Source organism: Pseudovibrio sp. Ad46 (assembly GCF_001623065.1).
Classification (GTDB): Bacteria; Pseudomonadota; Alphaproteobacteria; order Rhizobiales; family Stappiaceae; genus Pseudovibrio.
In genome coordinates, this window is record NZ_LMCG01000046.1 from 136,184 (window position 1) to 150,201 (window position 14,018).

The following is a 14,018-nucleotide window of genomic DNA, read 5'->3' on the forward strand; positions in this document are numbered from 1 at the left end:
CGCCAATTATATGCATCATTCCGTAAGGGTAAGAACTGGGAGGTTGGTATGCGCTGGATTGCTGGGTTGGTAATTATCATCGTCGGAGCTACTGCAGGCTATTATTGGTACTCTCTGCCACCGACCTATCCCGGCAAATACATCGTCACCGCAGACCGCGTCTTGACCATGGACCCGGACCTTCCACAGGTGCAGGCTGTGCTGGTTGATGACAACGAGATCATGGCCGTTGGTGATGTGCGGGAGTTGGAAGGCCTTGCCGACGTGGAGATCATACGCCTCAAAGGCACATTGATCCCGGGCTTGATTGAACCCCATACCCACCCGATTGCAGCTGCCCTGCTGGGCTCAGCCACGGACATCAGCGCCTTTAAATACGACAACCGCATGCAGATCATGCAGGCCCTGCAGGATTCCGCCGATGAATTCAGCGTAACCCCCTGGGTACTCGCCTACGGTTGGGATCCGATTGCGATCAGAGACCTTTCTCCGCCAACACTGGCGGAGCTGGACGCCATCTCCCCTGATAAACCCATGCTTGTGCTGACCCAAATGATGCACGAGGCATACGCCAATACTGCTGCGCTGAAAGAAGCTGGTGTTGACCCGCGCCGCGGCCCAATGCTGAGAGAGCTGGAAGAGATCAACCGTGTTGTCTCTGCCATTCCTACCCCTTCGGATGAAGCGGTCGAGTTGCTGGTGCGCAAGACCTATACTGACTATGCCAAGGCAGGTTACACCACCATTGGCGTGACGGGCGCTGTCGGTCGCCATCCCAACCCTGTTGGTTTGTTGCAACGCGTTGGGCTGGAAGACAATCCACCAGTGCGAACTTACGTTTATCTGACAGAGGATCAACTTCCCAACTGGCGCTTTGGAGGGGATGATCGGTTCACCATTCTGGGTGCAAAGTTCTGGCTGGACGGATCACCCTTTACGGGCGGGGCCGCAACCCATGAGCCCTATGAAGATTCTGAATTGGTGCTGGAACGACTAGGTCTGTCTACGGGTCACCGGGGTGACCTCAGCATGAGTGATACAGACCTGTTGGAAAAACTCCGCGACGTGCACAAACGCAGCGGGCAAGTTGCGATGCATGCGCAGGGAGAGCGCGCCATTGATCAGGCGTTGATGGCGATTGCCGCCATTCAGGCCGAAGACCCGCGCGATGACATAGAGCACCGACTGGAGCACAACGCGCTTATAACCAACGAGCAAATCCAGAGAGCAGCTGATCTGGGCGTATCTCTAGGTTTCTTTGTCGATCATATCAGCCACTACGGTGATCAGCTGGAAAGCCTGTTTGGCAAAGAGCGGCTGGATCGCTACATGCCTGTGCGCGATGCAAAGGATGCTGGTGCTGTCATAACCTTCCATGGGGACCACCCTGCAACCCCCATGAACCCGATGGGAACTGTTGAGACCGCCATGTCCCGCACATCCACCAGTGGCAACACGGTGGTTGGCGTGGATCAAGCTGTTACGCTTGAAGAAGCGCTGCAGGCCATGACAGTCAACGCCGCTCGTCAGCTGGGGCAGGAAGACACGCTTGGAATGATTGCTGTTGGCATGAAGGCCGACTTCACTCTGCTCAACGGCAACCCTCAGGTTATGATGCCGCAGGGCTTGCGCCTGATCCGCCCCGCCATGACGATCCGCAACGGCCAACCCGTAGATACCCGCTTTGTCAGCTGGTTTGACCCGGAACTGGCCATCAAAGCCATCTGGAAAATGATGATGGGTGACGACAGCGAACCCACCAGCACATAGGAAGCTCGCCGGTTTGGCTATCCTCTTGCATCTGGCTCAACTGAAACGAGCAGTCCACTCACAGTTTCTGCCTCAGCCAGTCGAGCGCCTTGGCAGCTGTCTCTGGCCACTGGTCCTCAAACTGGATGTAGTGGCAGGCCCCGTTGACCGCAAGGAAATCCGAGTTTTCGTAGCGCTCCGCCATCAATCGCGCGGTGCTTGGCGTCACAGCCTTGTCCTCGGTTCCAGAGACGAAGAGCAAGGGGCAAGAGACCTTGTTCGGGTCAACAAACGTGGTTTGGCGAACGTCATACATCCAGAAGACAAACTCGAAAAGCACCCGCCCGGATTCGGAGCAGAGACGCGCATGGATGTCCCGCTGTAAACTGGGCGGCAGCGTGTTGAACCCATACGTCGTCAGAAGCTCGAAATCCTGCTCCAGGGCCTGCTCCCAAAATGCGCCAGCCGAAATGAGCAGCTTGCCAAGTTCGCGCTCCCCGTCCGTCGTCGGCAAAATGCCGTTCACAATGCTGCTGTTGAGAAGAACCCCTGCTTTTATGGCGCCCTCGGCTGCCAAAAGCTGCGCGATAACCCCGCCGATCGAGTGCCCGACAACAACTGGCGCCTCGCCAATCTCTGCTATGGCTTGCCGGGCATCCTCCACATAATCCGCGATACTCACTCCGACAAGCTTGTCATCGCGTTCCGGCCCGGGTGGCAGGTCATGATGCCGATAGGTGAGGCTGTGACAGACATACCCGGAAGCCTCGAAGGACATGCGGACATTATCCATCACCCAGGCCGCAGCGTTGGTACCGGTCAAAAGCAAGACTGGAGGTAAAGAGCTGTTTGGCATCTGAAGCTCCTAAAGAACGGGGCCCCAGACAGAGCCCCACTCTCATCGCTTTATCAGCTCAGGCTCAACGAAGTGTAAGCCCGGAACTCGCAATTTAACAGCAGCATGCCGCTGCAGAGAGCAACGGCAGCCAGATAATGTCGTCAGGGCTTTTTTGTCGCCCGCAAAACCTTCGCCACAACCTGTTCAGCAAACACTTCGTGGTTTGCGACTGCTGTGCCAATCCTTGCGTCTTTGACAATGACTTCTTTTGTCCGCGCATCAATAACCGTCACCATGCCCGACATGGAGGATGCACCTGTCCCGAAGAGGATGTCATAACCCATATTTGAAATGAAGAAGCTCTGAATTTTGACGTCAACGTTGACCCGTCTCGGACCATGCAGGTCTTTCAACTTGTTCTTTAAGGCCTTCTTTGTGACCTTAACGATTATGTCTTTATCGTAGTCCACGCCCAGAACATTGTTCAGCCCTTCATATTTCCAATCGCCCGTCACGGTCACCTTTGAGACCTTTACCTGTGCTTCTTCAATGTCTTTCGCCGTAATGGTCGTTTGGCATGCTGCGAGTGTAAGCCCGAGCAGAGCGAGTACGGCTATGTTCCGCAGGTTCTTCAGCTTTTTTGTGAGGCTATATAAGTATTTGTTTTTCATTGAGTTATGACTTCATTGCATCGAGGCAGAAATTGTAATGAGCCATAGTGTCAGCGAAGGCTTGCGCCTGAGTGATTTCTCTCGCCTTTCAAAAGCACGATTTTCTGACAGGCTTTATGTTTTCTTTGGAGGTTCGCGCCTAAGCTTCATCCGTGAGGTGGGCTTTTTCGGGCCGCTCATCATCACGTCTGTTCTCTAGGTTGGGTGAGAAAGAGGTCTTTCTCTGACAGCTGGAGTGCGCCGGGGGAATGCAGGAAACCCTGTCGGAAGGACGGTAGATGACACAAGGAGTTGGCCTTGTCATGCAAGGCGGTGGAGCACTTGGAGCCTATGAGGTTGGTGCGCTCACCCGCATTTATCAGGCAGGCTTTGAGCCGGAAATCATCACTGGCACCTCCATTGGTGCGCTGAATGCGGCTGTCATTGCGGCCCCAAAACTCGGCGACCCTATCGAGACCCTCCACGCCCTGTGGGAGCATCTGAGCCACGCGCCCGGCTTCATATGGCATTCCAGCCAGAAGCTGCTGCGTGCCAGCATGGGCCACCCTCGCTTTTTCAAGCTGCACCCGCCGTCTTTCATGAGTGAAAATCGCCCCAGCATCTACGACATCACCCCAGCGCTTGAGACCATGGAAAAATTCATCGACTTTGAGCGCCTCAACAGTGAGGAGGCACCACGGCTGGTTATCACAGCAACCAACGTGGCAACGGGGCAGATTGAGCGGTTCTCCAACCGGGATCACTACCTCACCTCCAAACACATCATGGCCAGTGGATCTCTGCCTCCGGGCTTCCCACCAATTGAGCTGGACGGACATTATTACTGGGATGGCGGACTTTACGACAACACGCCGATCCGGTCACTTCTGCGCATACTGGATGACTACCAGGTCTCCCATATGCCAATCTTCCTGATCGAGCTGTTCTGTCCGGAAGGCATCATTCCCACCACAGTAGAAGAAGCCGTCTACCGCATGACGGAGCTCATGTTTGAGGACAAGTTCTGGCTCATGCTGGACGGCGACAAGTGCGCTCAGCATTACTCACATATGCTCTACGATCTGGACAAATTGGTGCCTCAGGATTCTCCCATCAGAGACTGTGATCACTACCGTTCGCTCATGAAAATGCGCGCGATCTCCCACATCATCACCGTAAAGGCTGAGCACAATGCACTGACCGGTGTGGTGGATTTTGAACCCAAGAGCATCAACGAGCGCATCAAGACCGGGTATCTGGCTGCGGATCAGGCGTTGATCAATTACGCTGACCGTATTGAGGCCATCATATCGGCGACGTACGAAGGCCATATGACCGACAACACCCACTCAGAGCACAAACCGCACCCAGACGAAAAGAGGTGCCAATGAGTGAGATTGACGAAAGCAAATATGACAGCGGCGCCTATGAGAGCAAATGGTTCGAGGCTTCCGACGGCATCAAGCTCAATTACCGTGTGTATGGCAATGGCACTTCCCGAAAACCCGCAATCATCGCTTTGCCGGGCCTGACTCGCTGCGCGCGCGATCTGGACCCAATGGCGGTCCAGCTGAGCGAGACCTACAAGATTTACGCGCTGAACCTGCGCGGGCGGGACTTGTCGGAGTATGACCCGGATTACCGCAACTACAACACCACGGTTTACATCCGCGATATCTACGAGTTCTGGAAGTCTATCGGAGAACAGCCCGTAGTGCTGCTCGGCTCCTCCCTTGGCGCTTTGCTTGCCATGCTGATGGTGGAGGACCACCCGGATATGCTGGCTGGCACAGTGCTCAATGACCTTGGCGCCACAATTGAGTTTGCTGGTATGTCGCGCATTTTTGGGTATGCCGGACAGCTGGAGGACGAAGAGGAACTGAGTGCCGTGGTCAGCACCATCAAAGAGCACGTAGGCAACCAATTTATAAACTTACCGGAGGACCAGTGGGAGCGCATGGCGCTGTCCATGTATGGTCGCAAAAACGGCAAATGGCACCATCGCTACGACGACAATCTCGGCGTTGCACTCTGCGAGAACAAAGAAAACTTCCGTGATCTGTGGCAGGCTCACCAGCGCGCCGCCGACCTTGAGCTGCCTGTCTTGTCTATTCGCGGTGAGCTGTCGGATGTCACCACTGCCGTTACCATCCGCTCCATGAAGAACATGGCTCCTCACATGCAATCGGTGGATATTCCCAATCGCGGGCACTGTCCCTTGTTGGATGAACCGCAATGCATAGAAGCGCTGATGGGCTTCATGGCTCAAATTGAAAACCGTGCCTGAACCGTAAACGAGTGGAGGCAAGCATGGCCCGCAAACATCTGGTTTTGTTGAATATGATCGGGGCACTCGCTCTGGTCATGATCGATCAGACTGTCCTGGGCATTATTCTGCCATCCCTTCAGCGAACCTATGCCTTTGGTCCGGTGCACCTGCAATGGGCGGTCAACGCCTACCTAATCGCGCTGGCCTCCATGTTGATGTGTGGTGGCTGGTTGGGTGATAAATTCGGCTACTTCACCTCCCTTCGCATCGGTGTGGCACTGTTCACCGCCGCCTCGCTCGCCTGTGCCTATGCTCCGACGGGTGACATATTCATAACATCCCGTGTGTTTCAGGGGCTCGGCGCCGCATTGATGCAGCCTGCGGCAACGGCTCTCGTGTTTTCCTCTTATCCGGCGGATGAAAGGGGCAAGGCTCTGGCACATTATGTCGGCGCAGGCCTGGTCTTTATGGCAGCAGGGCCACTGGTGGGCGGTACGTTGGTGCAGCTGTTCTCATGGCGGCTAGTGTTCTTGCTCAACGTACCCATTGGAGCTGCCGTCCTGATCATGGCCTTTGCCATCGGCAAGGGCAAAACCTCCAGAGAAACCGGTAATTTTGACTTTCTGGGTGCAGCTCTTTTTGTCATGGCATTGCTGGTGTTCACCGTTGCAGTTCAACGCTTGGGCGATTATCGCCTCACATTGGGGGAAGGGGTCGTCTCGCTTGGGTTCATAGCTCTGATTTGTTATCTGCTGTTTGCCCGCAGGCACCGTGTCGCGCAGCCATTCATCCAGTTCTCCCTCTTTGAAAACAAGGTCTATCTGGGGTGCTGTCTACTGCTCTTCTGCATTCCCTTTGGCTTGTTGGCACAAGTGGTGTTCGGCGCCGTTTTCCTACAAAACGTCTTGAGCCTGACGCCCTTTCAAGCAGGCCTTTCCATGTTGCCTGTGGTGCTGACAATCATCATTTGCGCTCAGTTTGGGGGGCGTTTGGTGGGCAAAATCAATTTCCGCAATCTTGCGGTTTGCGGCAGTCTGGCCATGGGGGCTGGTTTCTTGATGCAGGCCCTGGTGATCCACTACAACAATCTCTGGATGCTGTTTCCCGGAATGATGCTGATGGGGGCCGGACTGGGCTTTCTCATCAGCTCCGTTTCCACGGAAGCGCTTTCTCACGTTTCTCTGCTCGCCCGTGCCCGCGCCACAGCCTTGCTGCAAACCTGCCGGCAGGTGGGCGGTGTGTTTGGCATTGCCTGTGTGGGGGCGCTTATCAATTGGCGGGAAAAGACGATGATTTCCGCTGCAGCTGAGCTGATGGAGCCTAATGACAAAGACCGCGAACTGCTGCAGTTGCTGCTTTACAAGTTCATGGGGGATCAACCCGCCGCTGCCGCCTTACTGCACGAGCGCTGGCCGCAGTCGCTTTACATCCTCAAAGCAATCAGCAGCCGAGCACTTGCAGATGGCTTTTTCTTCAGCGCACTGGTTCTGGCTGGTGCTGCTGTCATGTCTCTTTGGGCCTTCAAAGGCCACACACCAAGACAAAGGCCACCAGCCTCAAAAACACCGGCACCGGAAAAGCCAGCAGATGATTAGTGCGAAAGTCCCCGTGTAAGGGCCGTAAGCCACAACCTGACGCATTGGCGCCATTTTGTTTGCTTACAGGTTTGGCCAAAATTAACTGCTCAGACCAATCTCTCCTTCATCTTCTTAGGCGTATGCTCTCAGGGAAACCGGAGCGATGCCCCGGCGATTTGCATAAACACCTTGGCACCACCTGATTTTAAGACGGCTTCTTGATGCATCTACGGACACTAACAGTTTTGGCAGGACTTCTGGCGCTCAGTGGTTGCAATGAGTCCACGCCCCTTCAAAAATCAGCCCCACAAGCAGATATGATTGCAAAGTTGGACGAGCATGCCAAAGGCATCCAACGCGGCAATCCGGATGCAAGCCTGAGTGTGGCGGTGGTTCGTGAGGGGAAGGTCGAGTTTATCCGTCTCTACGACAAATCCAGCAGAGGCAAAACTGTGGTTGGAGCACAAGAACCGATTTTTGAGGTTGCCTCCCTCGGCAAGCCCGTCTTTGCCTATCTGACGCTAAAACTGGTGGATTTAGATATCCTCTCGCTGGAACGCCCGCTCTACCAGTACGCCCCGGATCTGTTTGAAGGCTCTGACCCACGATTGAAGCGCATCACCGCTCGTATGCTGCTCTCTCATACCTCCGGCCTTGCCAACTTTGATGAGAAAGATCCGCTGAAACTGCGGTTTGATCCGGGCACGGAGTTTACCTATTCCGGTTCCGGCTATGCCTTGTTGCAGCAGGTGCTGGAACGACGAACGGGGCTGAACCTTGAGACGCTGGCGCGCATTCATGTGTTTGAGCCGCTTGGCATGTCATCCACCAGCTATCTCTGGCAGCGGGCTTACGATTACCGCATCCGTTTTGGGTATAATGCAGAGGGGGACCGGATAAAAGACAAGCGGAAACCCGCCATCGGCAATGCGGCATGGAGCCTGCACACCACCGCTGGAGATTACGCCCGCTTTCTGGTTGCTATGATGGATGAGGCCGCAGAGCCCGAGCTGAAAGAGCGGATGTTGCAAACCCACAAAACTGTGACAGGCAAGATCGGCTGGTCAATGGGGTGGGGGCTTCAGGCGACCAAGCCAAACAGCTCCATCTGGCACTGGGGCAGCAATCCGGGTTATCGCTCTTACACAGTTGGCTATCCGCAGGAGGATATGGGGATTGTGGTACTTTCCAACAATGAGAAGCTCTTTGAGAAAATCGAGCCGCTTATTCTCCATACAATAGGAGGGACATTGCCCTCCTATCACTGGTTCTAACTTACAGGGTCACACTGTTTCCCGCGCATTGGCAAGGAATGGTGACAGCCGCGCCATGGCTTCGTTGAGCTGCTCATCCGTTTGCGCAAAGCACAGGCGGAACCAACCCGGCTCTCCAACAAGGAACGCATCTCCCGGCGCGAGCCCCACCTTGGCCCGTTCAATCAGCATGCGGGCATAAGCGATGGAATCCGTCACGCCCTCCACCTTGAAATAAGCATAAAATGCACTTTCTGGCACCGGACAGGTCACACCCTCATGGGCGAGCAGGCGCGAGCACACCAGATCGCGTGCGTGCTGGTAGTTCTTTGCCATTTGCGCAACAAACTCCTCGCCCTGCTGAAGTGCAACCACAGCTGCGCGTTGAGAGAACGGCGGGGCACTGGCGATGGAGAACTCGGCGATCTTTTCGACAACAGGCGTCAGGCTTGGTGGCAAGGTGAGCCAGCCCAAACGCCAGCCAGTCATGGCCCACGATTTGGAAAAGGAGTTCACCACGATCAGGCGATCTTCCGGCTCGGACACCTCAAGAAACGACGGAGCTGCCTTGCCGGAATAAACTGTACGGGCATAAACCTCATCAGAGATCAGCCATGTACCACGTTCGCGCAGAACTTCCATAATTCGCGCAATCTCATGTTTGGTCAGCATAAAGCCCGTCGGGTTGGACGGTGAGTTGAGCAACACCACCTTTGCGCCCCTGGCAGTTTCCAGAAATGCTTCCACATCCAGCGACCACTTGCCGTCCTTCACTTTAAGTGAATGAGTGACCGTGCGCGCACCTTGCAGCTTGGGAATGGAGAGAAGGTTTGGGAAGGCGGGCGTCAGCGTGACAACCGTATCACCTTCTTCCAACACACACTGAAAGGCCAGGTTGAGCGCGTTGCCGCCGGAGACCGTGACCGCAACACGGTCCACGCCGATAGGCTTGTTGTAAAGTTCGCTCATATAGCCTGAGATCGCCTCTCGCAAATATGGCCGTCCGAGGCCTTCTGCGTAAAACGTTTCTCCCGCAGACAAGGACCGTGCCGCCTCATCACAAATGAACTTTGGGGTAGGGATGTTTGGCTCCCCAAACCACAAAGGAATAAGGCCCTCCACGCTCATGGCAGCATTTGCCAGCTCTCGCGTGATGGATGGAGGAACCTGAATTGCGCGGCTTTCCAGCCCTTGTTTTGCTACACTCGTCAATATGTTGCCCGTCCGCCCGGATTTCAAACAATGATCAACCTCGTGAGCCTTGGGGTCGAAATAAGACCCAAAGCACCACCGTCCTGAAGTTTATTCATATATCAGCAAATAGAAATTTCCAGGATAGAGATTTCGTCAAGCGTTTGCGAGGGAAAGAGCCCGTGCAGTGCTCGCACAGGGCGGCGGCATAGCACTACACGGGTCTTCACATACCCGGAATTAGGGTTCCGGGCTCTCGGGAGGAGGTTGCTGAAGCAACAGGAGCGGCCATTGCTTCAACTTCTCACAACACACTGGGGCTATGGCTTTTGGGTATATCTTTGCCTGAAAACCCATCTTTCAGAGATATGCCCGGATCAGCCCCAGGAGCATCAAGTCTCTCTCATCGCATGTGCGATCTGGTCCATCATTGGTTTGATCAGATAAGACAGAACAGACCGGTCTTCTGTCTTGATAAACGCCTCAACTGGCATGCCCGGAATGAGGGATTTGCCGTCCAAACGCTCCAGCTCCTCTTCAGGAATGGCCAGCTCGGCCAGATAGTAGGTGCTGCCTGTGCGCGGGTCCTGCACCAGATCAGGCGAAATGGTTTTCAGCCGCGCCTTGAGTTCCGGGGTGGTGCGCTTGTCAAACGCGGGCAGGCGAATGGTTGCTTCCTGATTGGGGTTGATCTGATCCACATCCACCGGCTGTACCTTGGCTTCCACGATGAGCTGGTCTTCTTCCGGCACAATCTTCATCACCACTTCGCCGCCCATGATGACGCCGCCGATGGTGTGAATGGCCAGATCAAACACCTTGCCGTTTTGAGGTGCTCGGATTTCCGTCCGGCGCAGCTCGTCCTGCGCTGCAATACGCCGCTCTTCGAGCTCAGAGATCTGGGCACGGGTCTGTTGCAATTGTTCCAGATTGTTGGACCGTAGTTCCTCATCTGATTGTATGATCATGACCCGGCGTTCGCTGATCGCTTCTCCGGAGCGGGCGATCTGGGCAATGATGCCGCCAAGCTCACCTTCCAGAGAGCTACGCTCACGCTGAAACGCCATGACGCGAGACTCGGTCACCAGTTTCTTTTTGCGCAAAGATTCCAAGCCACCCAGTTCGGTGTTGATCAGATCCACTTCGTTCTGTTTTGCATCGCGCTGCAGCTCCAGGCCGTCGATCTGCTTTTCAAACTGGCCGATCTGGGTTTCCAGCTGCTCTTTTTTGCTCAGGTGATTTTTCTGTCGCGCTTCCATCATGTTGCGCTGGGTTTCTTCAATCATCATCAGGTGTGCACGGTGCAGTGGTGATTTCGCCCGTTGCTTGAACGTAATCTCAGTGCGGCCCTGTATCTCAGAGGTCAGCCGGGATTCCTGCGCATAAAGTTCATCAAGCTGATTGGTCAGCACAGCCAGATTGGAGCGGGTGAGAGTATCATCCAACCGCAGGACAAGTTCTCCGGCCTTCACCGGATCACCGTTCTTGACGAGGATTTGATTGACGATGCCGCCATCACGGTGCTGCACGCTCTTGGTGCTGGTTTCAACAACGATGGTTGCCGGAGCAACAACCGCGCCGGAAATTTCCGTCACAACTGTCCAGGTGCCTGCACCAAAGATGAGGAGTGCCGCCAGAGCGCCGCCCCATTTGAGATGGCGGGTGATGCTTGCGCCGATATCGTAGGAATTGTCGGTATTTCTAGCCATTCAACACCACCTCCTGCGGCTTGCGAAGCGGAGCTATCACCTGCTTCATGATCTTGTCTTTTGCACCAATGGCTTCCGCTTCACCCTCATTCATCACAAGGATCTGATCGACTGCTGACGTCGCTGCCGGACGATGTGCCACCACGATGACGATGGAACCGCGCTCACGCATATCGTGGATGGCGTTGGTCAGCGCTGCTTCGCCTTGCGCATCCAGATTGGAGTTCGGCTCATCCAGCACGATTAGGAAGGGATTGCCATAAAGCGCACGCGCCAGTGCAATCCGCTGACGCTGACCACCAGAAAGGCCGTTGCCAGTTGCGCCGATGACTGTGTTGTAGCCTTCCGGCAAGCTCACAATCAGATCGTGTACGTTGGCCATACGGGCGGCTTCAATCAGCTTGTCGCTGTCTTCATCCGGCTTAAAACGCTGGATGTTCTCGGCAATGGTGCCATCAAAGAGCTGAATGTCCTGTGGCAGATACCCAATAAAATCACCACGATCCATCGCGCTCCACTGGTCCAGTTCCGCGCCGTCAAAACGGATCGAGCCCTTCAGAGGATTGGTGATGCCGACCATCGCTCTTGTCAGCGTTGACTTGCCAGACCCGGAGTGCCCGATGATACCCAGACCATCGCCTGCTTTCAGTTCCAGAGAAACGTTTTTGACGAAGGCTTCTCTGGCTGCGATTGGTCCGCAGGATAAGCCTTCAACAACAACCGACTCCTGCGGAAACGGAATGGACACCCGTTCCTTTGGCTTTGCCTGTGAGGCGAAGATTTCCTGAAGCCGCGAAATGCCAACTCTGGCGGCCACAAAACCACGCCAGTTGACGATTGCCATTTCAACCGGAGCCAGTGCACGGGCCGTCATAATGGAGGACGCGATCATAACGCCTGCAGAGACTTCCTGCTGAATGACCAGCCACGCCCCAAGGGCAAGAATACCGGACTGCAGCATGAACCGCAGGGTCTTGATCATGGTGGTGAAGATGTTGGACCGGTCAGAGGCTGCCCGCTGACGACCAAGGAAGACATCATTGTTGTCCTCCCAACGGTCCCGCAAATGGTCGATCATGCCCATGGCCTCAATGCTCTCGGCATTGCGGCGGCACGCTTCAATCAATGTGGTCCGCTTGTTGGCTTCAACAGCTGTGTTTGCAGCCGGACGACGAGAGGATAACTCGTTCAGCGCAATCAAGGCACAGATGAACAACGCACCAATGAGAGCTGTGGTGCCCAAAAGCGGATGAAACAGAAACACGATGCCCAAGTAGAGTGGCATCCATGGCATATCGAAGATCGCGGAAGGACCGGAGCCGGACAGGAACTGCCGGATGGAGTCCAGATCACTGACAGGTCTGGAGCGTTCGCCCTCAGCGCCCATAACCAACGGGACACGGGTCGATGTTTCAAAGGCCAGACCGGTGAGCTGCTCATCCACGTGTTGACCAACACGCAGCAACAGCCGGTTCCGCAGACCATCCAGAATTCCGTAGAAGATATAAAGCACAGCCACAAACAGGCTGAGAACAACAAGCGTTGGCACAGAGCTGCTGGACAAGACGCGATCATAGATCTGCAGCATGAACAAAGGGCCAGTCAGCATAAGCAGGTTGATTAACATGCTGATGCCACCAATGCCCCAAAACGCCCGATAGAGTTTGCGAAAGGCGTTGGAAATGTAGGATGTGTGCTCTTGTAACGGCTTACCCAAAATACCCTCCAGCTTGTTGTTTTTATGCTGGGTTGGTTCGGGCGTCACACCCAAGCTCGTGACGCCCGAACCGTTCTGATTACATCAACATGTCATCAGAACCGTAGTCTGCATTGCCTTCCAGCACTGGTGCATCTGCTGCAGCAACTTCTACAGTTTCAGATGCAGGGTTGAGAGCGTCATAAACGTCCTTTACCCCTTCAGCGATGTTGGTGATGACGCTGACAACGGCCGTAACTGGGTTTGATGTTGCAACCCCCACGGCTATGTCCACGACAACGTCAACAACAGTGTCGACCACAGCTTCAAATACGCCTGCGATCTTCTGACCAAGCTCATGCTGACCAAATGCATCGGAGACGGTTTCAATCACTGCGCTAACAGCTTTGGTTACGACGTTTGCGATTGCTTTGAATGGATTCCACCAGCCCATGTCTTTATCCCTTTCAGACAAAAGTTAGATAAGTTTCACCGCTCCCGAAGCGCACTCCGAGGTACAGTGATGTTAAATTGTTGGTGTGATACCGCTGGCAGGAGGTCCTTCAGATGGCTACACGTTACGTGTTGGCTTCAAAGGGTCCCAATCCAAGTCGGTTCTCTATTTCGAAGAAGTCCCTGGACGCACCCGAACACTGCTAATGCCGCATTCAGAATGCAAGTCTACACTACGAATATATGTCATAGCCTAGCCTCCCAGCTTCGCTAAATGCTCACAATGAGCATGCCTCATAGCGACAAACGTTTTGAGTAACGTTTAGTGTCACCCAACCAACTTCAGTTACCTGAAGTCCTAATCAAATCCCCTATGCATAACTTGCATTAATCTCATCATACCATTTTGAGTACACATTACAGATACGATGCAATCCGCCAGTTACACATCCCCGTTTTGGGAGGTGACCTGATCTGAGTTCAATATTTGGCCGCAATTGGGGCGGAAATGTGGCGAACAATTTTATACTTTTAGATCTAGAATAAATGTTATCCAAATGTTTAGTGCAAATACAACTCTAGGTATTATTGAAATATCAGTATTTTTATACTTAGGGTATATTAAATTTATCT

At 54.3% G+C, this 14,018-nt stretch carries 12 protein-coding genes; 6 read left to right on the plus strand and 6 right to left on the minus strand.

Annotation, left to right across the window (positions count from 1 at the left end):
• The first annotated feature begins 48 nt into the window (after positions 1 to 48).
• Positions 49 to 1,770, plus strand: a complete 1,722-nt coding sequence (locus tag PsAD46_RS11800) for an amidohydrolase (protein WP_063306941.1) — start codon at positions 49 to 51, stop codon at positions 1,768 to 1,770.
• Positions 1,771 to 1,828: 58 nt separating this feature from the next.
• On the opposite strand, the gene PsAD46_RS11805 is transcribed toward PsAD46_RS11800, so the two are convergent.
• Both PsAD46_RS11805 and PsAD46_RS11810 read right to left on the minus strand, forming a co-directional pair.
• On the minus strand, positions 1,829 to 2,605 hold the full coding sequence (locus PsAD46_RS11805; RefSeq protein WP_063306942.1) for an alpha/beta hydrolase: 777 nt from the start codon (positions 2,603 to 2,605) through the stop codon (positions 1,829 to 1,831).
• Positions 2,606 to 2,748: 143 nt separating this feature from the next.
• Positions 2,749 to 3,258, minus strand: coding sequence for a hypothetical protein (locus tag PsAD46_RS11810; protein WP_063306943.1), 510 nt, complete (start codon positions 3,256 to 3,258; stop codon positions 2,749 to 2,751).
• Positions 3,259 to 3,295: 37 nt separating this feature from the next.
• On the opposite strand from PsAD46_RS11810, the gene PsAD46_RS28125 reads away from it, so the two are divergent.
• The 5 genes from PsAD46_RS28125 to PsAD46_RS11830 all read left to right on the plus strand — a co-directional run bounded on the left by PsAD46_RS28125 (position 3,296) and on the right by PsAD46_RS11830 (position 8,357).
• Positions 3,296 to 3,457 carry a hypothetical protein gene (locus tag PsAD46_RS28125; protein WP_193776938.1) on the plus strand — a complete coding sequence of 54 codons (162 nt, stop codon included), beginning with the start codon at positions 3,296 to 3,298 and terminating at the stop codon, positions 3,455 to 3,457.
• A gap of 79 nt (positions 3,458 to 3,536) precedes the next feature.
• Positions 3,537 to 4,628 carry a patatin-like phospholipase family protein gene (locus PsAD46_RS11815; RefSeq protein ID WP_208980581.1) on the plus strand — a complete coding sequence of 364 codons (1,092 nt, stop codon included), beginning with the start codon at positions 3,537 to 3,539 and terminating at the stop codon, positions 4,626 to 4,628.
• The gene (locus tag PsAD46_RS11820) at positions 4,625 to 5,524 is read left to right on the plus strand and encodes an alpha/beta hydrolase (protein WP_063306944.1); all 900 of its coding nucleotides are present in this window, start codon (positions 4,625 to 4,627) and stop codon (positions 5,522 to 5,524) included. The genes PsAD46_RS11815 and PsAD46_RS11820 overlap by 4 nt, the downstream gene beginning before the upstream one ends.
• A gap of 23 nt (positions 5,525 to 5,547) precedes the next feature.
• Complete coding sequence (locus PsAD46_RS11825) at positions 5,548 to 7,101, plus strand: MFS transporter (protein ID WP_063306945.1); 1,554 nt, start codon at positions 5,548 to 5,550, stop codon at positions 7,099 to 7,101.
• Between the two features lie 299 nt (positions 7,102 to 7,400).
• A complete protein-coding gene (locus PsAD46_RS11830; RefSeq protein ID WP_063293410.1) occupies positions 7,401 to 8,357 on the plus strand; it encodes a serine hydrolase domain-containing protein in 957 nt (318 codons plus the stop codon).
• Positions 8,358 to 8,366: 9 nt separating this feature from the next.
• On the opposite strand, the gene PsAD46_RS11835 is transcribed toward PsAD46_RS11830, so the two are convergent.
• The 4 genes from PsAD46_RS11835 to PsAD46_RS11850 all read right to left on the minus strand — a co-directional run bounded on the left by PsAD46_RS11835 (position 8,367) and on the right by PsAD46_RS11850 (position 13,386).
• Positions 8,367 to 9,548: a pyridoxal phosphate-dependent aminotransferase gene (locus PsAD46_RS11835; protein WP_063306946.1), complete on the minus strand. Its 1,182-nt coding sequence runs from the start codon at positions 9,546 to 9,548 to the stop codon at positions 8,367 to 8,369.
• A gap of 371 nt (positions 9,549 to 9,919) precedes the next feature.
• Positions 9,920 to 11,236 carry an HlyD family type I secretion periplasmic adaptor subunit gene (locus PsAD46_RS11840; RefSeq protein ID WP_063306947.1) on the minus strand — a complete coding sequence of 439 codons (1,317 nt, stop codon included), beginning with the start codon at positions 11,234 to 11,236 and terminating at the stop codon, positions 9,920 to 9,922.
• Positions 11,229 to 12,953 (minus strand): type I secretion system permease/ATPase, encoded by a 1,725-nt coding sequence (locus PsAD46_RS11845; RefSeq protein WP_063287721.1) that lies wholly within the window; start codon positions 12,951 to 12,953, stop codon positions 11,229 to 11,231. Before PsAD46_RS11845 ends, PsAD46_RS11840 begins: the two co-directional genes overlap by 8 nt.
• 79 nt (positions 12,954 to 13,032) lie before the next feature.
• Positions 13,033 to 13,386 (minus strand): hypothetical protein, encoded by a 354-nt coding sequence (locus PsAD46_RS11850; RefSeq protein WP_057461372.1) that lies wholly within the window; start codon positions 13,384 to 13,386, stop codon positions 13,033 to 13,035.
• Positions 13,387 to 14,018: the final 632 nt, after the last annotated feature.

Excerpts from the sequence above, each read along its gene's own strand:
- PsAD46_RS28125 (WP_193776938.1), top strand. The coding sequence starts at position 3,296 with ATGAGCCATAGTGTCAGCGAAGGCTTGCGCCTGAGTGATTTCTCTCGC.
- PsAD46_RS11830 (WP_063293410.1), top strand. The coding sequence starts at position 7,401 with ATGATTGCAAAGTTGGACGAGCATGCCAAAGGCATCCAACGCGGCAAT.
- PsAD46_RS11825 (WP_063306945.1), top strand. The coding sequence starts at position 5,548 with ATGGCCCGCAAACATCTGGTTTTGTTGAATATGATCGGGGCACTCGCT.
- PsAD46_RS11810 (WP_063306943.1), bottom strand. The coding sequence starts at position 3,258 with ATGAAAAACAAATACTTATATAGCCTCACAAAAAAGCTGAAGAACCTG.
- PsAD46_RS11850 (WP_057461372.1), bottom strand. The coding sequence starts at position 13,386 with ATGGGCTGGTGGAATCCATTCAAAGCAATCGCAAACGTCGTAACCAAA.
- PsAD46_RS11840 (WP_063306947.1), bottom strand. The coding sequence starts at position 11,236 with ATGGCTAGAAATACCGACAATTCCTACGATATCGGCGCAAGCATCACC.
- PsAD46_RS11805 (WP_063306942.1), bottom strand. The coding sequence starts at position 2,605 with ATGCCAAACAGCTCTTTACCTCCAGTCTTGCTTTTGACCGGTACCAAC.
- PsAD46_RS11820 (WP_063306944.1), top strand. The coding sequence starts at position 4,625 with ATGAGTGAGATTGACGAAAGCAAATATGACAGCGGCGCCTATGAGAGC.
- PsAD46_RS11800 (WP_063306941.1), top strand. The coding sequence starts at position 49 with ATGCGCTGGATTGCTGGGTTGGTAATTATCATCGTCGGAGCTACTGCA.
- PsAD46_RS11815 (WP_208980581.1), top strand. The coding sequence starts at position 3,537 with ATGACACAAGGAGTTGGCCTTGTCATGCAAGGCGGTGGAGCACTTGGA.